The organism is Arthrobacter sp. 10N418 (genome assembly GCF_056394725.1).
Window position 1 is genome coordinate 30407 of the sequence record NZ_JBFTIK010000023.1, and the last position, 24470, is coordinate 54876.

General features: G+C 61.9%; 25 protein-coding genes and 1 tRNA gene. 13 read left to right on the forward strand and 13 right to left on the reverse strand.

The features are described 5' to 3' along the window. The first annotated feature begins 136 nt into the window (after positions 1-136). The 10 genes from AC1DCZ_RS16245 to AC1DCZ_RS16290 all read left to right on the forward strand — a co-directional run bounded on the left by AC1DCZ_RS16245 (position 137) and on the right by AC1DCZ_RS16290 (position 12097). Positions 137-209: transfer RNA gene (locus AC1DCZ_RS16245), tRNA-Thr, on the forward strand. 435 nt (positions 210-644) lie between these two features. Beyond that, positions 645-959: a hypothetical protein gene (locus AC1DCZ_RS16250; RefSeq protein ID WP_476975506.1), complete on the forward strand. Its 315-nt coding sequence runs from the start codon at positions 645-647 to the stop codon at positions 957-959. After that, the gene (locus tag AC1DCZ_RS16255; protein WP_476975507.1) at positions 956-1738 is read left to right on the forward strand and encodes a metallophosphoesterase family protein; all 783 of its coding nucleotides are present in this window, start codon (positions 956-958) and stop codon (positions 1736-1738) included. Before AC1DCZ_RS16250 ends, AC1DCZ_RS16255 begins: the two co-directional genes overlap by 4 nt. A gap of 59 nt (positions 1739-1797) precedes the next feature. Beyond that, positions 1798-2460, forward strand: a complete 663-nt coding sequence (locus AC1DCZ_RS16260; RefSeq protein WP_476975508.1) for a DUF6308 family protein — start codon at positions 1798-1800, stop codon at positions 2458-2460. A 238-nt stretch (positions 2461-2698) separates the two neighbouring features. After that, positions 2699-4669 (forward strand): type I restriction-modification system subunit M, encoded by a 1971-nt coding sequence (locus AC1DCZ_RS16265; protein ID WP_476975509.1) that lies wholly within the window; start codon positions 2699-2701, stop codon positions 4667-4669. Further along, entirely contained in the window at positions 4666-5877 is a 1212-nt protein-coding gene (locus AC1DCZ_RS16270; RefSeq protein ID WP_476975510.1) for a restriction endonuclease subunit S, read from the forward strand. Before AC1DCZ_RS16265 ends, AC1DCZ_RS16270 begins: the two co-directional genes overlap by 4 nt. Before the next feature lie 15 nt (positions 5878-5892). After that, positions 5893-7995 carry a GmrSD restriction endonuclease domain-containing protein gene (locus tag AC1DCZ_RS16275; protein ID WP_476975511.1) on the forward strand — a complete coding sequence of 701 codons (2103 nt, stop codon included), beginning with the start codon at positions 5893-5895 and terminating at the stop codon, positions 7993-7995. Next, positions 7992-8366: a DUF4357 domain-containing protein gene (locus tag AC1DCZ_RS16280; protein ID WP_476975512.1), complete on the forward strand. Its 375-nt coding sequence runs from the start codon at positions 7992-7994 to the stop codon at positions 8364-8366. The genes AC1DCZ_RS16275 and AC1DCZ_RS16280 overlap by 4 nt, the downstream gene beginning before the upstream one ends. Beyond that, complete coding sequence (locus tag AC1DCZ_RS16285) at positions 8350-11427, forward strand: type I restriction endonuclease subunit R (protein WP_476975513.1); 3078 nt, start codon at positions 8350-8352, stop codon at positions 11425-11427. Before AC1DCZ_RS16280 ends, AC1DCZ_RS16285 begins: the two co-directional genes overlap by 17 nt. 337 nt (positions 11428-11764) lie before the next feature. Then, complete coding sequence (locus AC1DCZ_RS16290; protein WP_476975514.1) at positions 11765-12097, forward strand: hypothetical protein; 333 nt, start codon at positions 11765-11767, stop codon at positions 12095-12097. 73 nt (positions 12098-12170) lie between these two features. Here the strand turns inward: AC1DCZ_RS16290 and AC1DCZ_RS16295 are convergent, their stop codons facing one another. Beyond that, complete coding sequence (locus AC1DCZ_RS16295) at positions 12171-12329, reverse strand: hypothetical protein (RefSeq protein WP_476975515.1); 159 nt, start codon at positions 12327-12329, stop codon at positions 12171-12173. 454 nt (positions 12330-12783) lie between these two features. Between AC1DCZ_RS16295 and AC1DCZ_RS16300 the strand changes: the two genes are divergently transcribed. Next, positions 12784-13617: a hypothetical protein gene (locus AC1DCZ_RS16300; protein WP_476975516.1), complete on the forward strand. Its 834-nt coding sequence runs from the start codon at positions 12784-12786 to the stop codon at positions 13615-13617. A 42-nt stretch (positions 13618-13659) separates the two neighbouring features. On the opposite strand, the gene AC1DCZ_RS16305 is transcribed toward AC1DCZ_RS16300, so the two are convergent. Both AC1DCZ_RS16305 and AC1DCZ_RS16310 read right to left on the reverse strand, forming a co-directional pair. Next, on the reverse strand, positions 13660-14661 hold the full coding sequence (locus AC1DCZ_RS16305; protein ID WP_476975517.1) for a hypothetical protein: 1002 nt from the start codon (positions 14659-14661) through the stop codon (positions 13660-13662). Between the two features lie 82 nt (positions 14662-14743). Further along, positions 14744-15682, reverse strand: a complete 939-nt coding sequence (locus AC1DCZ_RS16310; protein WP_476975518.1) for a DNA/RNA non-specific endonuclease — start codon at positions 15680-15682, stop codon at positions 14744-14746. A 90-nt stretch (positions 15683-15772) separates the two neighbouring features. Here AC1DCZ_RS16310 and AC1DCZ_RS16315 point away from each other — a divergent pair, with 90 nt between their 5' ends. Further along, positions 15773-16066, forward strand: a complete 294-nt coding sequence (locus AC1DCZ_RS16315) for a hypothetical protein (protein ID WP_476975519.1) — start codon at positions 15773-15775, stop codon at positions 16064-16066. Positions 16067-16087: 21 nt separating this feature from the next. Here the strand turns inward: AC1DCZ_RS16315 and AC1DCZ_RS16320 are convergent, their stop codons facing one another. The 7 genes from AC1DCZ_RS16320 to AC1DCZ_RS16350 all read right to left on the reverse strand — a co-directional run bounded on the left by AC1DCZ_RS16320 (position 16088) and on the right by AC1DCZ_RS16350 (position 20379). Then, a complete protein-coding gene (locus AC1DCZ_RS16320) occupies positions 16088-16525 on the reverse strand; it encodes a hypothetical protein (protein WP_476975520.1) in 438 nt (145 codons plus the stop codon). 87 nt (positions 16526-16612) lie between these two features. Beyond that, positions 16613-16885, reverse strand: coding sequence for a hypothetical protein (locus tag AC1DCZ_RS16325; RefSeq protein ID WP_476975521.1), 273 nt, complete (start codon positions 16883-16885; stop codon positions 16613-16615). 567 nt (positions 16886-17452) lie between these two features. Next, positions 17453-18100 carry a PIN domain-containing protein gene (locus tag AC1DCZ_RS16330; RefSeq protein WP_476975522.1) on the reverse strand — a complete coding sequence of 216 codons (648 nt, stop codon included), beginning with the start codon at positions 18098-18100 and terminating at the stop codon, positions 17453-17455. Then, positions 18097-18918: an ImmA/IrrE family metallo-endopeptidase gene (locus tag AC1DCZ_RS16335; protein WP_476975523.1), complete on the reverse strand. Its 822-nt coding sequence runs from the start codon at positions 18916-18918 to the stop codon at positions 18097-18099. The genes AC1DCZ_RS16330 and AC1DCZ_RS16335 overlap by 4 nt, the downstream gene beginning before the upstream one ends. Positions 18919-18926: 8 nt before the next feature. Next, complete coding sequence (locus AC1DCZ_RS16340) at positions 18927-19262, reverse strand: helix-turn-helix domain-containing protein (RefSeq protein ID WP_476975524.1); 336 nt, start codon at positions 19260-19262, stop codon at positions 18927-18929. A 144-nt stretch (positions 19263-19406) separates the two neighbouring features. Beyond that, positions 19407-19826, reverse strand: a complete 420-nt coding sequence (locus AC1DCZ_RS16345; protein WP_476975525.1) for a DUF6884 domain-containing protein — start codon at positions 19824-19826, stop codon at positions 19407-19409. Between the two features lie 61 nt (positions 19827-19887). Further along, positions 19888-20379, reverse strand: coding sequence for a hypothetical protein (locus AC1DCZ_RS16350; RefSeq protein ID WP_476975526.1), 492 nt, complete (start codon positions 20377-20379; stop codon positions 19888-19890). A 567-nt stretch (positions 20380-20946) separates the two neighbouring features. Here AC1DCZ_RS16350 and AC1DCZ_RS16355 point away from each other — a divergent pair. After that, positions 20947-21762 (forward strand): hypothetical protein, encoded by an 816-nt coding sequence (locus tag AC1DCZ_RS16355; protein ID WP_476975527.1) that lies wholly within the window; start codon positions 20947-20949, stop codon positions 21760-21762. Positions 21763-21977: 215 nt separating this feature from the next. Here AC1DCZ_RS16355 and AC1DCZ_RS16360 read toward each other — a convergent pair whose 3' ends face one another. The 3 genes from AC1DCZ_RS16360 to AC1DCZ_RS16370 all read right to left on the reverse strand — a co-directional run bounded on the left by AC1DCZ_RS16360 (position 21978) and on the right by AC1DCZ_RS16370 (position 24154). Next, positions 21978-22712, reverse strand: coding sequence for a recombinase family protein (locus tag AC1DCZ_RS16360; RefSeq protein ID WP_476975528.1), 735 nt, complete (start codon positions 22710-22712; stop codon positions 21978-21980). A gap of 5 nt (positions 22713-22717) precedes the next feature. Continuing rightward, positions 22718-23257, reverse strand: a complete 540-nt coding sequence (locus AC1DCZ_RS16365) for a hypothetical protein (RefSeq protein ID WP_476975529.1) — start codon at positions 23255-23257, stop codon at positions 22718-22720. A gap of 186 nt (positions 23258-23443) precedes the next feature. Then, positions 23444-24154 carry a metallophosphoesterase family protein gene (locus tag AC1DCZ_RS16370; protein WP_476975530.1) on the reverse strand — a complete coding sequence of 237 codons (711 nt, stop codon included), beginning with the start codon at positions 24152-24154 and terminating at the stop codon, positions 23444-23446. Positions 24155-24470: the final 316 nt, after the last annotated feature.

A 24470-nucleotide genomic window follows, 5' to 3' on the forward strand; every position in this document is an offset into this window, starting at 1 on the left:
ACCTGCCGCCAGCCGCCGGCGCTTGCGGGGGCTCAGCTGCCACGCCGGCCTGCGGCTCATTTTGACCCGGGCGCCGGGACTCCATTACAGTTATCTCTTGCATGATCCGCCCGGTTCGCCGGAAATTCATGCGGTTGCTTCCTTAGCTCAGTTGGTAGAGCGTCTCACTCGTAATGAGAAGGTCGCCAGTTCGATTCTGGCAGGAAGCTCGAGAAGAACCCCGTATTTCCGCTGATTCAGCGGGTGTACGGGGTTTTTTGTCGGCTGCGGTGAGGTGGCCGTGTGGGGCCAGGGCACACCTATGGCACACTTTGACGTTGGCGCACATCCCAGTCATGGACCGATTCTAGGACTCCGAGCATGCAGTGCAACTGTCAGGGGCCCGTGTCCAGTTCTCAAATCTCACGATCGCCTAACCCTCACATGGGCCGACAGTCAGCAAGCTAAGCTTCTGGCTCGAGGCGACCGCCCCCATGCAGATCGACCAGTCATACGGGCATCCGCGTCGATCTAGTACCACACTGAAGACGTTGCCGGTCGTGTCCGGGTCCTCCTGGAAACCGCCGGGATTAAGCCGTTGACCGCGTTAGCATCTATCCCTGGAGCCAGGAAATACGGTCAGAGGGCGCAGGTACACTCGCGCCATGAGACAGGAGCTCCGTAACGAAGATGAAGGCCGGTATATGGTGACCACCGCTACCGGTAGCCAGTCCGAGCTCGACCTGACCGCCAGAACCGTAAAGCGGCAGATGGCCGCCACCCCGCCGATCATCGATTTCCTGGATGCCGGCTTCTCGCGGCTGCGCCGAGACGGAGAAACTCTGGAGCTGCTCATGCTTGAGTCTTGCGCCGTCGGCTCGTCCGCGCGCTACTGGCTGCAGATCCGCAACGACCACGTAGCGACCATCAGAACGACGTCGCCGGTCGTGCGAATTGAACCACTGGCGCCTGAAGCATGAACGGCGAAATAGGCTCAGCACCATGGGCAGCGTTTGGGGATTGGCACGGCCATCTCGGGATGGGCCTGGCTGCAATCCGCTCCGCTTCGGACCAGGGGGTCAGCACGCTGATTCACGTTGGTGACTTCGGCCTCGACTGGCCAGGGGCGGAACGCGGACGGTATGAGAAGAAGCTGAACACACTACTCCTGGAACGTGGCGCAGTGCTCGTGGTCTCCCCCGGCAACCATGACAACCTCTCGGCAATAAATCTGCTCGATGTTCGGGAGGATGGCCTTATATCCTGGCGAAGCAACATCAGGGTGCTGCCCAAAGGCGGGCGGACCGTCATTGACGGTCTTCGGGTCGGAGCCCTGGGAGGGGCGTTCTCAGTGGACAAAGCCTGGCGTCGTGAAGGCAAAGATTGGTGGCCCGATGAAGAACCTACCGCCGAACAGGCCGAACAGCTGATCGCCGGCGGGGATCTGGATGTGGTCATCACGCACGACGTTCCAGCAGGCGTCCCGATGAAGCCCGGCACGGACCTTCCCCCGGAGATCCTCGCCCAAGCCGACCGCACCCGGGTCCTACTGCGCGAAACGGTGGATCGTCTCGTCCCGCGCCACGTCTTTTGTGGGCACTGGCATCAACGCGTAGTTGCCGAGATCAGTCATCCGGACGGGCGCGTGACACGTGTCGATGTGCTGGCCAGTGAGCAGTCGAAAACGGGCAACGGGGTACTCGTCTATCCGGGCGAACCACCGCTACGCATTGAGCCACTCATCATCCGCGGCATATAGTCCGCGGCTTTCCGTCCAGGTTCGATTCCCCTTCCGCGGACGGCAGTAGGCTCAAGGCCATGACTGAAACAATTACCGTGGGGGGCGTCAACGATGACGTCGAGCACGCTACCATCCTTGCCCGCGAGTATCTGACCCAGTACGCCAAATGGTCTTATCCTGCCTACGACGGCTACGCGGGGAACGGGAACCCGAATACGGTCGAACTCCAGGACACTCTGGCGGTGGGGCTCCTGAACGCCGGGCAGAACCCCGTCACGACGCAGTACACCTTCCTGAGCCTGTTGGAAGAAATCAACATCCTGTTGAAGGACCCCGCGCTGACTGGGACGATGGACGTGGCCGGGCAGGACACAATCGACGCCATCGCCCGGCTCTACGGAGTTTTGGACCGAAAGGCACCCACCCCGGGGGTGCGCCGGACGAAGCTCTCCAAGGTACTGCATCTCAAGCGGCCGGGACTGCTGCCGCTCTACGACAACTACATATGGCAGTGCTACGGCGAACTCGGGGCGAAAAGGATGCTGAGCGTCCAAGGACGCAACAACGAAGACTTCATGCTTGCCTGGCTACCAGAAGTCAAGCAGGACCTCCAGAACGGAATGCAGCACTGGAAAGCCATGGCCGCCCTGGCGCCGGGCCCGGAGGTCACTCCACTACGGGTTCTGGACATCGTGGGCTGGCGTCTGGCAGATGAAGCGCGGCGGGGTTGTCGACACTGAATTTGTATCGACGGACCTGCGCAGCGCTTACCCCATCATCCTCGCCCTCTTCGACGCCGTTCTTGATGGAATCGGCGCGCACTAGTGTCAGACGAATGTGACGACCGAAAGACTCGTGTTGTGCCCGATCAGTGCGCGCCCAACGATGCCATCGCACACATATGATGCATAGGGATTGAATGACGGGTGAACCGACACCATGCACAGCCGACGGAGTCGGGGATATGAGGATCAAGACGTGGCCGGCAACAACAACGCCAACCTGGTGTGGAGCATCGCGAATATTCTGCGGGGCACCTACAAGCCAGCGCAGTACGGCTCGGTGATCCTCCCGTTCACCATCCTTCGCCGCTTGGACTGCGTCCTGGAAAAGACCAAGGATGCCGTCCTGCAGGAGGCCGAGGCCAAGAAGGACCTCAACATCCCGCTGGACACCTTCCTGCAGAAGGCATCTGGCCACAGCTTCTTCAACACCTCCAAGTTCAACTTCGCCAAGCTCCTCGACGACCCCACCAACATCAAGGCGAACATCCTCAACTACGTCCAGGGCTTCTCCGAGAACACCCGGGACATCTTCGAGCGCTTCGAGTTCTACAAGACGCTCGAGAAGCTCGACAGCTCGGACCTGCTCTACCACGTCGCCAAAGACTTCGCCGCGATCGACCTCCACCCGGAGACCATCAGCAACATCGAGATGGGCCTCATGTTCGAGGAGCTCATCCGCCGCTTCGCCGAAGCCTCCAACGAAACCGCCGGTGAACACTTCACCCCGCGCGAGGTCATCCAGCTAATGGTGCAGCTCCTGTTGAACTACGACGACGACGTCCTCACCAAAGAGGGCATCGTCCGGTCCATCTACGACCCCACCGCCGGAACCGGCGGCATGCTCACCGTCGCCCAGGAACACCTCCACGCGCTGAACCCGAGCGCCTCCCTCGTCGCCTATGGGCAGGAAATCAACGACGAGTCCTACGCCATCTGCAAGTCTGACCTGCTGATCAAGGGCCAGGACATCTCCAAGATCTCCGTCGGCGACACCCTTGCCAATGACCAGAACATCGGCCAGCAGTTCGACTTCATGCTCTCCAATCCCCCGTTTGGCGTGGAGTGGAAGAAAATCCAGCCGCAGATCCAGAAAGAGCACGAACTCCACGGCTTCGAAGGCCGCTTCGGCCCGGGCCTCCCCCGCGTAAGCGACGGCTCCCTCCTGTTCCTGCTGCACCTCGTCCGCAAGATGCGCCCTGCGCACGACGGCGGCTCCCGCATCGGCATCGTCCTGAACGGCTCGCCGCTGTTCACCGGCGGCCCCGGCTCGGGCGAGTCCGAGATCCGCAAGTACCTGATCGAGAACGACCTCGTGGAAGCCATCATTGCGCTGCCCACGGACATGTTCTACAACACCGGCATCGCCACCTACATCTGGATCCTCTCCAACAGCAAGAAACAAAAACACCCGGAACGCGTCGGCAAGATCCAACTCGTCAACGGCGTCGACTTCTTCCAGAAAATGCGCAAGAGCCTCGGCTCCAAGCGCAAAGAACTCGGCACCACAGACATTGCGAACATCGTCCAGCTCTACGGCGCTTTCGAGGACGACGGCGCGACCTCCAAGATCTTCAACAACCAGGACTTCGGCTACGCCACCATCACCGTGGAACGACCCCTCAAGCTCAACTTCGCCTGCACGCCCGAGAGGATCGACGCCGCTCTGGCGCAGAAACCAGTCGAGAAACTGTCCGACGACGACCGGCAATCTCTCGAGAAGACGCTCACCCGTCTCGGCGAAGGCGAGACAAAGCTCTGGAAGAACCGTGAGGCTTTTCTCAGGGCCCTCAAGCCGGCCCTCGCCAGCGCCGGTCTGAAGCCCGGCGCCCCAGTCCTGAAAACAATCCTGACCGGGCTCTCCGAACGCGACGAAACCGCCGACTTCTGTAAAGGCCCGAAGGGTACGCCGGAAGCAGATACGGACCTTCGCGACACGGAAAACGTCCCGCTCGGCGAAGATATTCGGGACTACTTCGAGCGGGAGGTCCTCCCCCACGTCCCCGACGCCTGGATAGACGAAACCAAGACCAAAACCGGCTACGAAATCCCCTTCACCCGGCACTTCTACAAGTATGTCGCGCCCAGGTCGCTGGACGAGATCGATGCCGATCTGAACGAGCTCATCGGTGAAATCACGACGATGCTGGCCGAGGTCGAAAAGTGACGTTCCCTCAACTGGCGGTCCGCCGTGCAGTGGCCGCGATCGAAAGCGGAACCAGTGTAAATTCGATGGATCTCCCATCCGTTAACGACGAAGCAGGCGTGCTGAAGACTAGCTGTGTTTCCAACGGATACTTCGACGCAAAGGAAAACAAGGTCGTTGATCCCGACGAGCGTCACCGGGTGTCCTGTCCAGTCCGTTCCGACCGGTTGATCGTCAGTCGGATGAATACGCCAGCTCTTGTGGGTGCTGCTGGCTACACACAGCGTGATTATGACAATCTGTATCTTCCGGATCGTCTTTGGCAAGTGCGGACGTCTGAGGCCGCAGTCGCAAAATATCTCTACTGGTGGATGCAGACGCGGGAATATCGCGACCAGGTTGCCGCCATATGTGTTGGCACCAGCAGTAGCATGCAGAACCTCAGCCAGGATGACTTTCGTTCTTTTCAAATGCCCTTCCCAAATCTGGCGACCCAGAATTCGATCGCTAAGTTCCTTGACCGCGAAACTGCCCAGATCGACAAGCTAATCGGCAGGCAGGAGCAGCTCATCGACCTGCTAAGCGAGAAACGCCAGGCCATCATCACCCACGCCGTCACCAAAGGCCTCGACGCAACCGCCCCGACCAAACCCTCGGGCATCCCCTGGCTCGGTGACGTGCCAATCCATTGGGATGTCAAAGCTATGCGGTACCTATGCAAAGTAAGCACTGGGTCTCGCGACACCGTGAACGCCGAAGCGGAGGGCCAGTTTCCGTTCTTTGTACGCTCTCAGACTGTCGAACGCATCAACACTGCTTCGTTCGACTGCGAAGCAGTTCTTACAGCTGGCGACGGAGCAGGCGTCGGAAAGGTCTTTCACTACTTTGAAGGACAGTTCGATGCTCATCAACGGGTCTATGTCATGCGCGATTTCGGAGGAATCTTAGGTCGATTCTTTTTCTATTTTTTCTCGACGCTTTTCGCAAAGGTGGCCTTGGACGGCTCTGCAAAATCAACGGTGGATTCCCTGCGCCGGCCAACCCTGATCGACTTTATGTTTACCGTGCCGCCCCCTGCCGAGCAGGAAGCTATCGTCAGCTATGTAGATGAGAAGGTGCACGCGTATAAGATGCTTCAGGATAAGGCTGAGCGTTGTGTCGAATTGCTGCGCGAGCGCCGTTCCGCCGTCATCTCCGCTGCAGTCAACGGCAAAATCAAATGTCAGTAGCGAAGGAGTCACGGAATGAGCACGGTATTCAAACCCGTCGGTTGGAAGGTCCAGGGCCTGGTCGACTCTGTTGAGTCTGGAGTCGTTCAACTACCCGACCTACAGCGACCCTTTGTTTGGCCTAAGTCGAAGATCCGTGACCTGCTCGACTCCATGTATCGCGGGTACCCTGTCGGCGAGCTGATGTTCTGGAATGTCTCGCAAGAAGAATCGTCCCGAACGATCTCCGGAGCCACGGGGCGGATCGGCGCGCACCAGATCATTGACGGTCAGCAGCGGCTCACGAGCTTGTATGCCGTTTTCAAGGGAGCGGCTGTCCGGGACGCGGACTACAACTCGAAAACCATGTCAATCGGTTTCAACCCGGTCACGGAAAAGTTTGAAGTGACCAATACCGCCATCGAGAAATCCGCGGATTGGATCGGGAACGTGTCGGAGTTCTTCGATAACCCCTTCAAGATCCGGCGATCCTTCAAGAAACGTTACGAGGAAGCCCGCGGTGAGCTGACCGAGGAGATGGAGGAACTCATCGAAGAACGGCTCGGTCGCCTTGATGGCCTGCGTAATTACGAGTTCACGGTCGTTGAGATCCAGCCGGATGCCGACAAGAAGGTAGTTGCTGACATCTTCGTCCGTATCAACTCCGAGGGAGTCAGTCTCAAGGCGTCGGACTTCATCTTGACGTGGCTCAGTGTCTTCTGGCCAGAAGGACGCGAGCGTCTGGAAAGCTTTGCGCGAGATTCGCGTCTTACACCTCAGCGGGCCAGCGAAATAGCAGGCCGGACCGTTCCCTGGACTCCGATAAACAATTACCTGGCGGTCGACGCCGGGCAGTTGGTGCGGGTTCTGGTCGCCGTCGGGCAGAACCGGGCAAAGCTCGGGGACGCGTACAACGCGCTCCAGGCCAAGGATCGCAGCACTGGCTTCGTCGTGCCTGAGCGGCAGGACGCCGAATTGGCGAAGTTGCAGGCCGCACTGCCGATCGTCCTCAAGGATCTGCACTGGACCGAGTTCATCCGATGCCTCGCCGTGGCGGGTTTCAAGTCTCGAAAAATGGTCACGTCCGACATGAACATCTTGTCCAGTTACGCCCTCTGGATACTGGGCCGTACGCGTTTCGGTGTGGACGTCACTACCCTGCGGAACCTCATGGCCCGCTGGCTCTTCATGTCCCAACTGTCCGGTCGCTATACCGGTAGCGCGGAAACCCAACTCCAGAAAGATCTGGACCGTTTGACGGCCATCGAGGGCAGTGATTCGAGCAGCTTCGTATACACACTTGAGGCAGTCATTTCTGCCGAACTATCGGACGATTTCTGGACGCTTCGCATGCCAGATTCTCTGGTGACCTCGTCATCCGCACTGTCCCCCGCGTACCAGACCTACCTAGCCGCACTGAATATTCTCGATGCGGACATGTTTATGCTGAGGAACAAAGTCCAACAGTGGATGGATCCGGCACTCCCGGCGACGAAGGGGACCGAGGGCCATCACCTTAACCCTCGCAAATACCTCGAAAACGTTGTCGGCATCAAGGACCTCAAGAAGATCAACCAGGTTGCCAACTTTGCCCCGACCGACTGGAGCACCAATATCCTGATCTCCGACCGAGAGCCGGCCGAATACTGGCCGGCCTTAGTTGCCGAACGCGGTTTCAGGGACGATGCCCTTCGGCAGCAGATGTTCTGGCACGCTCTTCCCGAGGACTGGGAAACGATGGGCTACGACGAATTCGTGCAGGAGCGCCGGATCCTCATGGCCCAAGTCACGAGGGCCGGCTACGAGCGGCTAAAGTCGGGCCAGTCCGTCGCATTTCCCGCCATTCAAGGGATCGCGCAGCTTGCTACTCGTGTTGCCTCCGACGTTGCTGACCTCGTCGAAGCCGGCATCCTTTCCTCGGGTGATTTCCTCAGCCCCGCAGACGACACAATCAGAATGCGGGCCGAGGTCACTGAAGACGGAGTGGTCGTCATTGATGGCCATGAGTTTTCCACGTTGGACGCCGCGGCTCATCACGCCGGCGCTGACAACGTGCCGGGAGCGGAGTTTTGGCAAGTGGAAAACAACGAGGGCGAGCCGGTCGCGATTCAGGGTCTCATGGATCGAGTTTCACGATGATCGAACCTTTGCCCGTCGCGGGCACGACGTATTACCTCCGTCACCGTAGCTGCGATTTGGAGGGGCGCCTGGTGGGTGAGCAGATGCTCGTCATCGCAGGCTCGTCGGCCCGGGCCGAGGCTAGGCCCGGCGCGCCTGAGACAATCCTGGGTCACCGAAGCCGACTCATCTCGGACGGGGTCGCCGAAATTCTTGGCGATCAATTTGTCCTGAAGCAGGATTACATTTTCACGGGCCCCGGACAGGCAGTCGATCTGATGAACGGAGGTCACGTGCGGGAACCACTAAAGCTGTGGCGTGACGCGGACGGAACATCACTGCACGATCTTCGTACCAACGAGCAGGGGACTCATTTTGGCGCAGCACAATGAAGTGACATTCGAGGACGAGATCTGCCAGGCCCTTGCCGCCGAGGGCTGGATCTACGAGCCGCACCGCAGGGCCAGCGAACTCTACGACGCCCACCGCGCTCTCGTCCCGGAGGACGTCTTCGGGTGGCTGGCAGACACGCAGCCGGAGCAGCTGGCGAAGGTACTGAAGCCCACGGACTCCCCCGCCGAGCACGAGGTCGCGAAGCAGCTCCTCCTGGACCGGTTGTGCAAGGTGCTGGACAAGCCGGCAGCCAAGGAAGCAGGCATGCTCTCGGTCCTGCGTACCGGGTTCAAGGACGTCGCCGCGAAGTTCGAGATGTGCCAGTTCAAACCGGCCATGGGCCTGAACCCGGAGACGCTGGAGCGTTACGGGAAGGTGCGCCTCCGCGTGATCCGGCAGGTCCACTACTCCACCGTCGACACCAAAAAGAGCATCGACTTGGTCCTGTTCGTCAACGGCCTGCCGGTCTCGACCATCGAGCTCAAGACCGACTTCACGCAGAACATCAACGACGCTGTCGCGCAGTACCGCAAGGACCGGCTCCCCCGCAACGGCATGAACAAGTACGAGCCGCTGCTGTCCTTCGGCCGACGCGCCCTGGTGCACTTCGCCGTCAGCAACGACGAAATCCAGATGACCACCGAGCTCAAGGGCAAGGACACCTACTTCCTGCCCTTCAACCTCGGTAATGACGGCCATGCCGGCAACCCGGTTAACCCCAAGGGGTCGGCCACTAGCTACCTCTGGGAACAGGTCCTGCAGCGCGATTCCTGGCTGAATATCATCGGCAAGTTCCTGCACCTGCAGATCAGCGACAAAACCAACCCCGTCACCGGCGAACGGGAAGTCCACAAGTCCCTGCTGTTCCCCCGCTACCACCAGTGGGACGTGGTCAACCAGCTCATCGAAACCGCCCGCACCGAGGGGCCCGGCCACCGCTACCTGGTGCAGCACTCGGCCGGATCCGGCAAGACCAACTCCATCGCGTGGACCGCGCACCGGCTCAGCTCACTGCACGGCACCGGCAACGAGAAGCTCTTCGACTCCGTGATCGTCGTGACAGACCGGACCGTGCTGGACGCCCAGCTGCAGGACGCGATCTACCAGATCGAGCACAAGTCCGGCGTCGTGGTCCCCATCCGCGGCAACGCCGGGTCCAAGTCCGCCGAACTCACCGCCGCGCTGGTGGCCCGGACGCCGATCATCATCGTCACCATCCAGACCTTCCCCTTCGCGCTGAAGGCCATCGCTGAATCCCAGGCGCTGAAGGGGCGGAACTTCGCCATCATCGCGGACGAGGCCCACTCCTCCCAGACCGGGTCCACCGCGAACAAGCTGAAGAAGGTCCTCTCCGCCGAGGAACTGGCGGACGTCAACGACGGCCGCGAGTTCGACGTGGAGGCCTATCTGGCGGCCGAGATGGCCGAGCGGGCGGATGCCAAGAACATCAGCTACTTCGCCTTCACTGCCACCCCCAAGGCCAAGACGCTGGAGCTGTTCGGCCGCAAGGGTCCGGACGGGCTGCCGCAGCCGTTCCATCTGTACTCCATGCAGCAGGCCATCGAGGAGCGCTTCATCCTGGACGTGCTGCAGAACTACACCAGCTACAGGGTGGCCTACCGGCTCACCCACGAGGGCCGGGACTACGACTCGGACGATGCCCAGGTGGAGAAGTCCGAGGCGCTGAACTCCCTGATGAACTGGGTGAAGCTGCACCCGTACAACATCAGCCAGAAGGTCCAGGTGATCGTGGAGCACTTCCGCAGCAACGTCGCCTGGCGCCTCGACGGCAAGGCCAAGGCCATGGTGGTCACCGGCTCCCGCAAGGAAGCCGTCAGGTACAAGATCGCGATCGACAAGTACATCCACGACGCCGGCTACTCCGGTCTGGGCACCATGGTCGCCTTCTCCGGTGAGGTCAATGACGACGAATCCGGGTCCGAGGCGTTCACCGAGCTCAACATGAACCTCGGGCTGAAGGGACGGACGCTGCCGGAGGCGTTCGCCACGGATGAGTACAAGATCATGCTAGTAGCCAACAAGTTCCAGACCGGCTTCGACCAGCCGCTGCTCGTGGCGATGTACGTGGATAAGAAGCTCTCCGGTGTCTCGGCCGTGCAGACGCTCTCCCGGCTTAACCGGACAGCCGTGGGCAAGGAACAGACGTTCGTGTTGGATTTCGTCAACGACCCGGACGAGATCCTGGCCTCCTTCCAGCCGTACTTCCGCGAGGCCGCGCTGGAGGGCGTCTCCGAACCGAATGTGGTCCACGACCTCCAGGCCAAGCTCGACGCCGCGCAGATCTACCTCGAGTCCGAGGTGGACGGGCTCGTGAAGTCCTACGTGCTGGAGGCCGGCAACAACGCGCTCTCCGGCTGGGTGGCCCCGGCAAAGTCCCGCTTCAACACCCGGTACAACGAAGCCGTTGCCGAGGGCAACAAGGCCGCCCAGGACGAGCTGGACCTGTTCCGGAAAGACCTCGGCTCGTTTGTCCGCGCTTACGACTTCCTGTCCCAGATCGTCGACTTCGCAGACCCGGACCTGGAGAAACGCTCGATCTACTACAAGCACCTCCTCCCGGTTCTGCGTGTGAACGACGCGAAGGTGGCGCTGGACCTCTCCGGCGTCGTGCTGGCCAAGTATGCGCTAAAGGACAAGGGTCAGTCCCAGCTGCAGCTCTCCGGCGAGGGCGAGCTGTTGAAGCCGTTGACGGAGCCGGGCACCGGTCAGGCCAAGGATCCTGTCCTGGTGACGTGGGAGGAAATCATCCAGCAGGCCAACCTGCCCTTCGAGGGCGAGGAGTTGGACGCAGTAGCGCACTTCGTCGAAGGCGTGCGACGGGAGTTGGTAAAGAACGAGACGCTGCAGAAACAGGCCCAAAACAACTCGAGGAATCACTTCGGCAGCAGCCCGCATCTGGAGAAGGCCGTCACCGACGCGGTGTCCAACTCCATGGACAGCCACTACAACTTGAGTCTTCAGGCCCTGGGCGACAAGACGAAGATGACGGCGCTCCTCAAGATGCTGAGCGCACTCGTGTATGAGGAGCTCCAGAAATGAGGGGCGGGCGTTAAGTGCAGTTGGGCGGGTCCCTCCATGGGGGGTCGATCGGACGCGGTTGGCCTCGACTCTAGCGGCAGGAGCGCCGCGAAGCCGGGTAACCCGGCGACGACGGAGAGGATCATCGGCAGGGCCGGCTCCGTCCTCCGGGCCGTGCCGGTCAAGCAGGATCATGGCGGTGTCTCCGTTAGAGGGATGCTTTTTGCGCCCATGCGCGACTGGGCGGTTTTTCATCAACGTGGCCTAGACAGGTAATCAAGCGGGCGGTTCACCGCTGGCCGCCTACACTGAACATCATTGATGAGAGATCCCGGATCGCATCCGGGCAGGGGGAACGATGAGCAACTTAGGCCTGTACCAGCAGATCACCACCGCGGCAAAGGCCGCCGGCGGGGTGGAGCAACTGATCAAGCACATCGAATTCGATGCAGTGAAGAAGGCCGCCCCCGCACTGGTGGGGGTAGGAGTCCTCATTGGCGCGGGTGCGAAGCCCGCCCTGGATGCCAGCAAGCGTGGCTTGGCCAGGCTCAAAGGAAGTGGAGCCGCCGCTGCCGAGGCCAAGGAGCAGCTGAGGGCCATCGTTGAAGAGTCGACGAGCTCAGCCGACGCCGCGGAAGGACCGGCTGGCGACCCGGACGATACCAGCGACGGGAGTCCCGAGGGGAAGTAGTCCCGCTGCACGGGTAGTGGGCAGGTTAGCGGGCGACGATGGCGACTGCTGACCATCGCCGCCGCCCCTCCGCCTACGGCGCGCACCTCGTAGGCTTCGCCAGGGGCAGCGCCCGGGTCGGCGACGGGTAGACGACGACGAAGCTACCATTAGCGTCGGTCAGGGCCGTGACCTGGCTGTCGGCGGGGACGGTGCGGTTCTGTGACGAGCCGGCCTTAAGGGCGACTGCCATTTGCTCGCCGGGTTCCCCAGCTGGACCGGGACGCCCGCCGGGGCTTCCAAGGCGCCCAAACGGTGTAGTCGGTGCCGACGTCGGCTGTGATGTCGCTGCGCTTCACCCGGCCTGGGTACGAGTGCAGTAGGTGCCCTGGACGGTACGCGGATGCACGACTGCGGCACCGGCGCTGAACAATCGATGCACTGCCTCCCGTCCTGTCTCGTCTCATTAGTCCTTGGGGAATATCGAGACGACCCGATGAGACAGACTGTATGGGACAGTTACGACGTCGAAATCCTGGGAAATCAGGGCAGGGGCGACGTTCCCTGTTAACTAGAGTTCGTGCGACCCGGCGAGACGGGCGACCTTGGCGGGCGGGGAACTCTGGGCACGTCATGCTGAATACCCCCATCTAACTGTGAGAGACGCAAAATTTCTTGGCCGAGAGAGCCCGTGCGACAGTTATTTCATGACCACCAAAGATTACTTGCTGATGCGCCGCGCCGTTGAAGAGGCACGAAAATCCCCTGAGAGCGGTGCCAGGGTAGGAGTAGTGCTGGCCCGCGACGGGGTTCTACTGATGTCAGCGCATAAAGGAGAAGGTGGCGGAACTAAGCATGCTGAAGAGATTGCCTTAGACAAGGCAAAAGCTGAGGACTTGGACCTTGCCGGAGCCACGGCATACGTGACGCTCGAACCCTGTTCAAACCTCGAGAGCAAGAATCGCCTATGCTGTGCCGATCGGCTAGCCGACGCAGGCATCGCGGAGGTCTTCATTGGTCGCTACGACATCAATCCGCGCATTAACCGGCTCGGATGGCGTGCATTAACAGCGAGGGGCGTTGTTTGCCGGGACTTTCCCCAGGACTTGCGGGATGAGCTTGCTGCGCTGACAGCTACGTTTGAGGGATTCTTCCTGCGGCGGGATGGCCTGCACGGAACTGCCAAGTTCGATTTCACGCAGAACGGGGGCCGGTACGTGCTTGCTACCGGCCCTGAAGAAACGGCCGCGACCTGGACGACGCGATGGGGCAAACGCGGTCCTGGCTCGATCTACGCCAACGGCGGCACCCCTGGTGTCGTTGCCCTCGCGCGCTATGCGCAATCTTTTGACCAGATTGACGACCCTAGTAGCTACGACTTTGAAAACCACTTCGCCGAGCTCGAAGTCGGAATGATCGCCATTTACCGCAACGACCACGGCCATGCCCTGGTCCGGCTGCTCGACGTCGAAGTTCCGGGATCGCCCGGAGGTCCGGTGCATGTATCGATGAAGATTGACTACGAGCTGCGTCCGTTCTAGAGCCGACACTTACCTGACTCGATCGCACGAGAGCACTACGGACTACAGTTGCAGCAGTTCGCGGAAGAAGGCCGTCAGCATCCGGGCGGCCGCTGCTCGGTCCACTAACTCCTGACCACCGAAGCGGTACACCTCATAGCCAGCCAGCTTGAGCTTGCGGTCTTCTGACACCATCATGGCGTAAAGGTCTGGCCGCGGCTGCCCGTCCCGCGCGTAGTGCTGCACACCATCTAGTTCGAGCACGATGCGCCGCCGACCCGGCAGCAGCAGCAAGAAGTCCATTCGCTGCCGCGGGAGCGTCGCGCCCGTCCGCTTCGTGTAGGGGTCATAGTGCAGGTATACCTGCGGAATCAACGCCGGCAGGTCGAAACCGTGTGATCCGTAGAGCGCGCAGTACTGATCGAACAGGAACATCTCCGCGCCGTTCCCTGCCAGGGATGCCACAAGTCGGCGGTAGAGTGCGGTGGCCGCCTCCCGTTCCGCATCGGCAGGGACCACCTCCGTGTTGGTCCACCATGCGACTAGGGCCCGCCAGGTCAGGCCCTCGGGCGGAAGCGCCCCATCGTAGACCAGACAATGCTCGGCGTTCTCGGTGATCTCGATGTGATTGTTCACGGCGTCCCGGAGGACGATTTTGGGCTTGGGACCGTCTGCGGCGAAGATCAGATTCTTCAGTTCACCGGCCACTCCCCGTGCGCCAGCCAGCGCCAGGATCTGTTCCAGCTCCGGCGTCGGGTACTCCTGCAGCACCCGATGACCCAGCGCAACGAGCTCGTCCAAGCCCAGGCCTTTGAGCTTCTTCTCGACATACCGGAACTTACTCGCCCAGGGGTCTTCGTTGTCCTTCTGGGGTTCGAGCCCGAAGCGCACACACTCCTCGGCCACCTCGTACGCCTTCGCCTCGGCAAGAGCGCCGGCGACGGCGGTCCTCACCGTCTTCAGGTTCGCCTCGGCCGGGAGGGTCGGACCCGCGCCAGCCTGGAAAAGGGACGAAAAAGCGTCAAGCTGGTGAGGCCCGGGGAATGCTGCTGGGAAGTCAGTCACTGTCCTAGCATCTCAGCCCGGTTGCCCAGGAGCCTGGGCAACCGGCGGAGGCTGGGGCCATACGCCGTCCACAGCAGCCTCATCACTCCAGGTCGAGGTCTTCGAAGGCGGCCAGCCTCCGCCACGTTGACCCGACCCGGGCGGCATCCAGGATCGCGGCAATGGGCATCCGGTCCACGGCGACCAGCTGCTCCAGATCCAGCCCGGTCAGCGAGGCGATGTCCCTAATGGGTGCCTGGAACGTCCGAAACGGGCCCAGCGGCGGCACGTCTTCTGTGGCCCCGGGCCGCGGCACGTCCGGCAGCTCGGCCAGCTGCGGGGACTGGTCCACCACGTAGCCAACTGCTGCCAACTCCTCTTGGTGGATGAACACGGCGACCTTGAAGAAGCGCAGCGGGATGTCCACTCCCCGGTACACCGGATCGAGGGCGCTGAATATCGGGCCGGTAAAGACGACAATCCTGCTGCGGTATTGGGCCGCATGCTCCTGAAGATAGGACTCAATACCCAGCCACAGTTCAAGGCCCTGATTGAACTTGGCCGCCTGCGGCGCCGCGTTCGTGTAGTGGAAGGTGTCCTCGTTGGCTAGTTCGGCCTCGGCGACGGTGTCGCCCCAGACGGCCGAAGCACGGCGCACCAGATGGCCGCGGTCAATGTCGTTTCGGGCGTAGACCCGCTCCCCCGTTTGCAGGTCAGCGGCGAGCCGGGGGTCCAACCGCCAGGAGATCCCCGCCCGATCTAGATCCCTGAGCTTGCTGCCGTCAATCCCCACTGCAGTGACGGCGGCAAGCCGCTTGTCCAGGCGCATCAATACCGAGAAATGCGTGTAAGGCAACACGGCAGTCTCCACCCCGACCAGTCCCGGCAGGGGCACCGGCACGCCCAGGAAGTCCGTATCGAAGCCTTTCCTGCCGGCAAAGTCTTTCGCGCTTGCGGTCACAATTGGCGGAGCGCCTTGCAGCAGTTCATCCATGCCCGGCCCTACCAGCGAAGCAAGTCCGCCAAGTGAACGTTCTGCCACCAGGGAGTCCTGGAGGCGCCGGGCGGGACTCCGCCGATCACAACGGACTCTCAACCCCCGCGGCCCCTGATTGCTCCTAGAATGACGCCCATGGACACCATCACCCCGGAAGACGCCCGACTGCGTGCCGCCATCACCGAACGTCTGAACGCCCACGACCTGCTCGGCGTCCTGCCGGACGGGGCGCCCGAGGACGAGTCCGACTCCGAGATGGAAGACTTCGTCGCGCTGATTGCCGCCCGCACGCCCATCACCCCGGAAGTCGTCGCCACCGTCTGGCACAAATGGTTCGGCGACAGCTCCGGTGAGCCCGAGCCGCCCACCCCCGGGATGACAGCCCTGGCTGCGGACCTGCAGGCGCTCCAGAGCGGCTTCGTGCAGTAGCAGCCGCCCACTGGGGTCCTGCTAGGTTTCCAGGGGCGCCGGAGGCGTCAGGCCGGCGAAGGGTTCAAGCCGCTTCTTGAACTCATCCCGGTCCGCGTCACGCAGAAGCCCGTTCGCGCCATAGCCGAGGCTGAACGTGTCCAGCTGCCAGCCGGACCCTGGAGGCGGGGCGAGGCGTTCGTCGATTTTCCCGGTTGTGTCCTTCGAGAGGTCCTGGAACGTGAACGACAGCCACTGGCCTGCCGGTCCCTGGGCCATTCCGGAGACGATCACCTGAGTCTCGGGCGTCAGTCCTCCACGATCACTGATGAGCTGCTCATCGGACCACTGGTCGAAGGTGTCGATGACTGGTGCCGAGTACCCGTATTTGGCGATGACCGTACGGACGGTTTCAAGTGCCCGCTGCTTGTCCGCCCAGTCACGGGGCACGCTGGTGCTCTGGGAGGGAAGCGCATTCACGACAGTCAGGAGAGATTCGCCTCCGAAGTAATTCTGGACCCGGTGGACAAAGGGGTCGACATCGTCCTGACCTTCCGGCGGCGGCGCTCATTTCAGCCCAAGCTCCTCCGTCAGGGCGGCACGGACCTCCGAGATCATGGCTTGACCCGCGGCAAGCCCCTCCTCGGGTGTGGGACCCTGGAGGATTTCTTGGGGATCAACTCCTGCCATGCCAGGATACTCACGCCAGTACACCGCGCGTTCGCGTCCTTCGGCGTCCGCGGCCACGGTGACCCGGCCAACAGCCTGATCGATCATGAAGTGCCCGACCGTGACGGCCGGAACCACAATCAGGGTGGACACGATGCCGAAGATCGCCACAATCCACCATCTCCGGCCGGACTTTGTTCTGAAGCTCCTGTTCATCTTTCTCCCCCAAGCTGACTTACCCCGAGGCTACTACGCCGCCGAAGGACTGGGCATAGACTGCGCGTGACGAACCACCCCCGGCACCGAAGGGCACCCATGGCCGCCCTTGACCCCGACTACATGACCCTCGACTACAGCTGCCAGTACCGGGGTGTCCCCAGCCTGGACCACGACCCGTCGGATTACCCGAAGGACTGGACGGTCACGATCGACGCGCCCGCCTGGGCTGAGGGCAACAGTGACGACTTCGAAGATGACCGCCGTGTCCTTGTCGGGAAGGCGCACCTGAGCATCGTCCCGGACGCCGGCCTCATCGACCTGTTCGATACCCTGGACGCCGTCGACCAGATTCTCGCCAATGTCGGGGAGATGCTGACCCTCAAGCGCCCGGACCTAATGATCAGCGCCGGGATGGAACTCGGCGGGGACCTGCTGGTGCTGCATTCCCTCTGGGCCATCACGCCATCTCGCTTCCGCAGGGCGGCAGTCACAGAGTCTCCTGCCCAATCCAGCGGGGTGTTAGCTGGGTACGGAGGCTTCTTCATCCTGAGCGGCTCGGGCTGCAGCCTTGATCGGATTCCAGAGTGTATTGCTCAGGAGCTCGGTCTGCTCGAGCGGTCTCAGGGCCAAGTCCAGAGGCCGCATCCTCGCGTAAAGGCTGCGCATCTCGCCCTTGTCTTTGATGTGGCCGCTTTGCGCTGACCAGCCGAGCACCCGCTCAGTGGAGATGACCTGGATCTTGTTCCGCGCTGCAATAATCTGGCCCTCACGGTCATCCATAAGAACGGCGACTTTCTTCCCCTGATTCCTGAGCACTATGGCATGACAGATCGCCAGCAGCTCGCCGAGGTTCTTCGCCTGCGTGCTCCGCTCTGCCAGCGACATCCGCTCGATCCGCTTCACCTCGCGCTCCAGGTCAGCAGAGCTGGGCACGCCGGCTGTGGAGTCGAGAATCTTGATGTGGCCGTTTTCGGTCAGCTTCTGCCAGTTACCCTTGACGGCTTTGAAGTCCTTTCCGCCTTTCCGGGTGACCTCGTCGCTGACGACATCAGGGGCCAGGAGGTCCGATTTCTGGCCGAGAACCTCATAAAGCATGCTGTGGCGGGAGACAGCGCAGAAGGTGATGCTGGGGCCGGCGTCCAGGATTGCCTGTGATTTTTCGGTCAATTGCCCGGACCGAAATCGTCGTCGTTGGCCCAAATGACCTCGATGGGCGCCGGGACGATGCCCGCTTCATCCAGTTCGGCCTTCAAATCCTCCGGGTCCTCACCGTTTAGCAGTGCCAGCGTGCGCAGGGAGACCTGGTTGTCGACGTATCCCTCGGTTGCCCTGGCTACCAACTTCCTCGGCGGGACTGGCCGCTGGCTCTCGGCCGCCCGCGCCTTGTACTCTTCCAGGCCGCCGAAGCGCAGGGCGAGGCTCCGTGAAGATTCTCTCTTCCAGTCCTGCTCCTGGGTACCGCTGAGCCAGCGCATGGCGCGCAGCTGGATCAGTGCCATGATGGGAGAAACCCCGAAGTGCCGCGTGACCGACGCGAGGTGGGCGAGCTCAAGATGTCCTGCGGTGGCGCCGAGGTCGAGCAGGTGAAGCTCGATGCCTTCACGTGGCGCCAGCAGGTGCCGCGCGAACGTATCGGCCCTGTTTTCGCTGGGGGTGCGCTCGGCACAGTTCGGGGGAAGCTCTCCCACATAGTCCGAATTGACGATGTGACCGAGCTCGTGGGCCAAGGAAGAGCGCAGCCGCTCCGGGACACTCGTTGTTGCCACGCCGACGACAGTGCGGTCACGGGCCGGGTCCTTCACGACCATACCGTCCATGCCGGCGGGCATGTCCAGGACAGCAACGAATATCTCCGGGTCCACCATCTCGATTAGTTCCTGCACGTCGCGGATCGGTGCAGTACTCAGCCCATGGGCCACTCGCAGCTTCCGGGCACTGAGGTAGGCCTCCAGTTCGATGCCGGTCAGGTCTGCAGGTGCTTTCATTTCATGGCTCAACGAACAGCGACCTTCTCCAGGTCCATGTACGCGTCCACCTCGAGGAAATAAGTGAGCCGGCTCTTCACGGACGCAGCATCGGCGCCGGTCATGCTGGCGCGCGCAGCAACGAGAACGCGCTCGCTCAGGGGATGCTCGTCCAGGATGGCATCCACGCTGTGCCCCATGGCCCAAGCCAAAGCCATGACCTCGTCAATCCGCGCGGGGCGGGAGCCCGCCTCAATCCGGGAAAGGATCGTCTGGGGGACGTCGGCGGCGGCGGCCAGAGCACGCTGGCTCATTCCGCTCTCTTCGCGCAGCTTGGTGATGCGCCCGGCAATATGTCCGCTCATGGCATGACTTCTTTCGCATGAATCATTTTTGTTAGTTAGTGATTCAATCCTACCACCAGGGTGTCAAGTAGCCGACCAAATGGTCTCCCTCAGCGCGCGAGCCTGAAGGCATGAACGAGTCCGATTTTCTTCCCCACGGCATCGTCAACTGCTGCCGGCGTTGAGCCGCGCCGTCAGCCAGCCGATGCCGAGACCCTTCATGGGCACCTCGGACGGCCACCGGCTGCCAAGCAGCACAGTCCGATACTGCTCTCCCGCCCGGACCACCCGGGTGACGTCCTCGAGGTCGAGCTGGTCCCGGACGCCGGCGGACCACGCGCGGATCGGTGGTGACGTTTTATCGTTCGTGCCGAGCCGCAGGTTGTAGGGGTCGATGATCTCGTCGGTGTGGAGCAGCCCGTGCTTGGCCGAGAGGATGTACCAGCGGTCGCAGGTCAGTTCGGCGTAGGCGGAAGCCTTCCGGAACAGCTGGGAGACGTAGAGTTCGCGGGCCGGGGCCCGGCGCTGCAGCTTCTGGGAGGCGCAGCCAGCAAGGCCCACGTAGGTTCCGGATGAGTTTCTCATGGGCCCCAGGTGTACGGAGGACCGCCCAGGACTCTTCAGCCGGCGCAGTGTGCGGTTACTCCTAGGCTGGGCGGCGGGCAGCCCTTAGTTTCGCCAGCGGACCCGCTTCCGGCTTGGGCCGCGGGATGACGGTGTTGGTCTCGGCGTCGTAGTTCAGGTCATCGAGGGCCACGACATCCAGGTCATGCCCGACGTTGCGGGTTCTCAGCTGGACCTGGAACTGGTTGAAGGATTCGCTGATGAGCTCCACCGGCGCGACTCCGTGGACTAGGAACTTGGTGACGGGCACCGAGCCGTTGGCTTCGCCATGCAGCTGGATCGCGTCCCAGTTGGTGATGCCCATCGCGTCCTTCCGGACCGCATAGACGAACAGGCCACCCTCGTGGGTCAGGTCCGGGCCCTGAAAGTCGAAGCCAACGATCCACCACAGATCAGGGTCTAGCCCGACGACCTCATAGGGGGTCCGGTGTCCCACGGTCTGGTGATCATCGGCGGCGGTGGTGCCCTTCCAGTCGCCGTAGCTGGTGCGTGCTGTCTCCAGAATTTCAGTCATGCAGAAAGCCTATCCAGTCATACCAAGCCGACTGGGGCATAGGCAGACGCCAGTAGGGTGGCTGCCAACAATTCCCTTCGCGTCATCCCGGATCGAAGCGATCATCCTGGGCGTTCGTGATTTCGTCGACGCCCATTTACGGTTGTGGCGGGCCAGCGCTGCAGGCGGTCTGCCAGCTCGTTGAGCGGGTGGCCGTTATGGCCGCGGACCCATTCGAAGGAGATGTTCAGGCCTCGTGCCGAACGATTTTGCGCTTGCCGCCGGTCATCATAGATTCAGGCTCGGCGACGACTCGGGCCGTGTAGGCGTCGGCTTCGATCCTCCGCTTGGCCTGCACCATGGACTCGACCGGCGCTGCCGGCTGCGCAGCTCCCGCCTGCCGCTGCTGTTCCTGCTGCAGTCTCCGCGGCACATGCGGCGGCGATGAGGACGGCGGCCACCAGCACGGCGACGAGGACCCACTTCTTACTGGCGCACACCTCTCGCGGATGTGTCTCAAGGAAAACATGCGTAGAGGCAAGGACCGCACCTGACTGCTGTGGATGGGCGGCCCTGTAGGTTCGTTCCATGGACGAGAGCGATGGGATGTGGCACGGGCGCCTGCTGCGGTGCTTTGACGCGGCGCGGGCATGGGAGCCGAGAACAGCGTCCCCGGACAACATCGAGCAGGGAAGTTCCTTGAGAGTGGATGACCAGGGCCTGGTCAGTGCTCCGGTACGGACAACTGCTTGGTCGGGACTCTTGTCTGCCGTCGACCATCTGGCGCTCATGGCAGACCTCGTCGAAGGTGAGCTGAACATGCGGCCCACATCGCTTTTCACTCCGACCCGCGCCGCGCTGCTAGGTGCATCTCAGGCGGTGTGGGTCTTGAGCGGCAACCGACCGACCCGCCGGGCGCGGGCCCTGGCGATCGCAGAGGACGAACGGGCCCAGCACCGTAGATTCCTGTGGGATTACACCAACGATCAATACGCCACGGGCCACTTCGATGACGGGCTCATTAGCGACCTAAACAACCAGGCGGCAGGGCTGACCAAAGACATCGCGCGGATCAGCGAGCTGCGCAAGGAGCATCCGAAGATCGACTCGGACGCCACGACCATGATGCGGGAGGCCGCACAACATCTGACTAAGGGTGGTTCCGTGGACGCCCAGTGGGCACGGTTCGCCCTCGCATACGAATGGCGGGTCGCAAGCGCAGCCGCCCGCGGACGTTCCTGGCCCGCATTTGTGCGAAAGACCGAGAAAACCAAGACCGCGGACGGCAAACTGCACAGTTTCACGACCTCGGCCGAGGAGCTCGGCCGGTCGGTGGGGGCCGCGACGGTGATGACCAGTGAAGCCTGGCACCTGTGGGATCTGCGCCGGGTCAAGCACCTCTAGTCTTGACTCGGCCCCGGCTGACTCACGCATCCGGAACTCCTGCCATCCAGTGAGCCAATGAATGTGTCCCGAGCAGAGTCCCTTCAGGAACGGGGCATTCCCACCAGTCCCTAGTGCATGCGATTTTCTATAGGCGTCCAGAGGCATCGCCTCCGCACCATAAAGCCCAACCGGTGGTGAAGTCCTAGCCGGAGTTCGCTCTGACCGGACTGCTTTCAGCCGTCATCGGACGGGCCGCACGCCGTCGCAGCCAGCACGCGTCGGATCGTGCGCTCGCTGGTGACCATGAGCCTGGCAATCTCCGCGACCGTACGACCGCTAGCTTTCATTCGAACCACTTCTTCTCGGCGTTCGGTAGAAAGCGCCGCCGGGCGACCACCCACTCGGCCATTCCGCTTCGCAGATTCCAGCCCTGAGCGTACCCGGTCCACCAAGTACGCGCGCTCCAGCGCGGCGATACTGGCCATGACTGTGAGAACGAGCTGCCCAGCAGGCGTGTTCGTGTCGACGCCGAGGTTGAGGATTTTCAAGCCAATCCCCCTGTAGCGAAGGTCATCAATGAGCGCCAACAAATGTCTCGTGCTCCTACCCAGTCGATCGAGATCAAGAATGACAATCGCATCCCCAGGGCGAGCGAAGGTCAGCAGCTCGTCCAGCCCCGGCCGGGACACCTTCATGCCGGAGATCCCGTGGTCTTCAAAAACACGGTTGCAACCCGCTTGGCGCAATGCCTCTACTTGCCGGTTCAAACGCTGGTCAGCCTTGGATACTCTCGCGTAGCCGAGAAGTAGAGGTCCGGCAGAAACCCGGGCTGAAGTGCCATCGTTTCGCCGGGGGTTTTCGCCGGCCGGAGATCCGTGAACTGCCGCACCGGCGTTTATGTGGCCAATATCATTAGTTATCGCCGATGGTGAAATCAGCGCATCTTGGTTCACGTTCTGGGCTGGCATCTCTATCACTCTTCCTGTCGTGCCGTCCGGCGTTCACGGCGGCTTGTTTCCGCTAGCCGGTCAAGCAGTGCATGACGCTTTCTTGGAGGCGTGTCGCGGAAAGCTTGGACGACGAACCGAACATCAAGAATCGCGCTCATGGCCAACTCCTCCAACGCCCCAATATTCTCCAGGTATGTCGTCTTGGGAGCCGGATCGTTAGGGCTCACCCCGTGGAAGAAGCGGTCCAGCCAGCTGGTCCGGAGCATGTCGCCGGCCACGTACTCGATAACTTCTGGGAAGGTCCGGTCATTTCGTTCCCTGGCCAGCAGCAGGGCGTCCTGGTTGACCGCTGTCCACCGTGCGGCCTCGGCACAATGGTGGCTGGCCAGTTTGGCGGCGACGGCGCCCAAGTAAAGTGGATCAATCAAAATGTGTTCGTCAAGCGGCCATGGCGCGTCACGAATTGCCTCGGCGTGGAACGCGATCTCATCCGGCGTGTATTCACCTTCAGCGTCCATCTGTGAGCCTCCGATCTGCGGTAGCGGCGACCACTTCTTCTGCATCGGTAGACCAAGCCTCGGTCGCCTCAGGAGTGCGAGGGGCCCAGTGTTGTGCAGCCGGCCGGGATGTGGGCTGAAGGCGCATATTGTTTGCCGCTCTCGAAGTATTCATGGTCCTCATGTGTGCGGACGGGAGTGTATGTCTCACCGCGGCCTCAGGCACACCTCTGCTGGTGGCCGTTGCCGGCCTTAATCACCCCGAATGAACAGCGGCTTGATGCGCAGGGGCTCGCCGCCCGGCCACACCAGCACCGCGTTGCCCTCCCGGGACTCCTCCTTGTCGAGCACGTCGATGCGAGTTATCCGTCTATCGGAGTGGACCAGCTGGTGAATCCGCCGCTGATGCCAGTGACCGCAGAAGACCTGGGGCGGTGCCAGCTCGTCGACCACCTCCCGGAGCAGGACCCGAGTGCGTTCTGCATGTTCCACTAGGTCTGCAGTCAGGACGAAGTCCCCTTTTAGCGGCACTCCGGTCGGCACATCGTGCGTGATGAGGACGTCCAACGGCCCGCCGCGGATCAAATTGTGCGCCTCCTCGGCTGTGGGTTCTTCGTTCGCCCACCAGTCTTTGCCTTCGGTCCTGTGTCGGTAGTCGACGCTGAAGGCTCCCCCGAGCCCGCCCACTCTGAGGCCCTGGATGGTTGCCCGTCCGCCCCTGGGCAACACCTTGATGTTCGAGCGAAAGGTGGCCAAACCATCGTTTTGTACAGGGAGGTTGGCCAGCGTCGACCAGCAATCGTGGTTACCGCCCACCAGAGTCAACAGCATGTCGTGGTCGGCCAGGAACCTGTTCAGCCTGGGCTCGTATCGCCCCCGCTTTGGCCCGGGCCAGTCGACGCCGAAGTCACCGACGTGCAAGGCGTTGCGAACGCCCTCGCGGGCAGCGGCACGAAGGCCCACAATGCCCAGCCCGTGTCACCGTGCAAATCGCCGAAAACCGCGATCGGCGACGAACCAGTTACCGCTTTCATACTTCAGGTCCTCGCAAGGGATTCGATTTGTACGACGGGTGATGTCGTTCTGATAGTCGGGATGTGATCGTCACGCACTTGTATCCAGAAGCGGGCCGGGGTCAAGTCCATTTGTGTGGTGTAACGCGTTTGTTGCGTGATTCTTGGGGTGGTTAGGCGCTGAGCGCCAGTTCGGGGTTGGTGTCCTCCTGTTCTGGCTCGGCAGCCGGCACGGTGCCGACGGTCTGTGATTGTTGCATGAGCTC

What these genes read in the sequence shown, in the direction of transcription:
- AC1DCZ_RS16250 (WP_476975506.1), top strand. Translation starts at nt 645, where the DNA reads ATGAGACAGGAGCTCCGTAACGAAGATGAAGGCCGGTATATGGTGACC.
- AC1DCZ_RS16255 (WP_476975507.1), top strand. Translation starts at nt 956, where the DNA reads ATGAACGGCGAAATAGGCTCAGCACCATGGGCAGCGTTTGGGGATTGG.
- AC1DCZ_RS16260 (WP_476975508.1), top strand. Translation starts at nt 1,798, where the DNA reads ATGACTGAAACAATTACCGTGGGGGGCGTCAACGATGACGTCGAGCAC.
- AC1DCZ_RS16275 (WP_476975511.1), top strand. Translation starts at nt 5,893, where the DNA reads ATGAGCACGGTATTCAAACCCGTCGGTTGGAAGGTCCAGGGCCTGGTC.
- AC1DCZ_RS16280 (WP_476975512.1), top strand. Translation starts at nt 7,992, where the DNA reads ATGATCGAACCTTTGCCCGTCGCGGGCACGACGTATTACCTCCGTCAC.
- AC1DCZ_RS16290 (WP_476975514.1), top strand. Translation starts at nt 11,765, where the DNA reads ATGAGCAACTTAGGCCTGTACCAGCAGATCACCACCGCGGCAAAGGCC.
- AC1DCZ_RS16295 (WP_476975515.1), bottom strand. Translation starts at nt 12,329, where the DNA reads ATGGCAGTCGCCCTTAAGGCCGGCTCGTCACAGAACCGCACCGTCCCC.
- AC1DCZ_RS16300 (WP_476975516.1), top strand. Translation starts at nt 12,784, where the DNA reads ATGACCACCAAAGATTACTTGCTGATGCGCCGCGCCGTTGAAGAGGCA.
- AC1DCZ_RS16315 (WP_476975519.1), top strand. Translation starts at nt 15,773, where the DNA reads ATGGACACCATCACCCCGGAAGACGCCCGACTGCGTGCCGCCATCACC.
- AC1DCZ_RS16335 (WP_476975523.1), bottom strand. Translation starts at nt 18,918, where the DNA reads ATGAAAGCACCTGCAGACCTGACCGGCATCGAACTGGAGGCCTACCTC.
- AC1DCZ_RS16340 (WP_476975524.1), bottom strand. Translation starts at nt 19,262, where the DNA reads ATGAGCGGACATATTGCCGGGCGCATCACCAAGCTGCGCGAAGAGAGC.
- AC1DCZ_RS16345 (WP_476975525.1), bottom strand. Translation starts at nt 19,826, where the DNA reads ATGAGAAACTCATCCGGAACCTACGTGGGCCTTGCTGGCTGCGCCTCC.
- AC1DCZ_RS16350 (WP_476975526.1), bottom strand. Translation starts at nt 20,379, where the DNA reads ATGACTGAAATTCTGGAGACAGCACGCACCAGCTACGGCGACTGGAAG.
- AC1DCZ_RS16355 (WP_476975527.1), top strand. Translation starts at nt 20,947, where the DNA reads ATGGACGAGAGCGATGGGATGTGGCACGGGCGCCTGCTGCGGTGCTTT.
- AC1DCZ_RS16360 (WP_476975528.1), bottom strand. Translation starts at nt 22,712, where the DNA reads ATGCCAGCCCAGAACGTGAACCAAGATGCGCTGATTTCACCATCGGCG.
- AC1DCZ_RS16365 (WP_476975529.1), bottom strand. Translation starts at nt 23,257, where the DNA reads ATGCAGAAGAAGTGGTCGCCGCTACCGCAGATCGGAGGCTCACAGATG.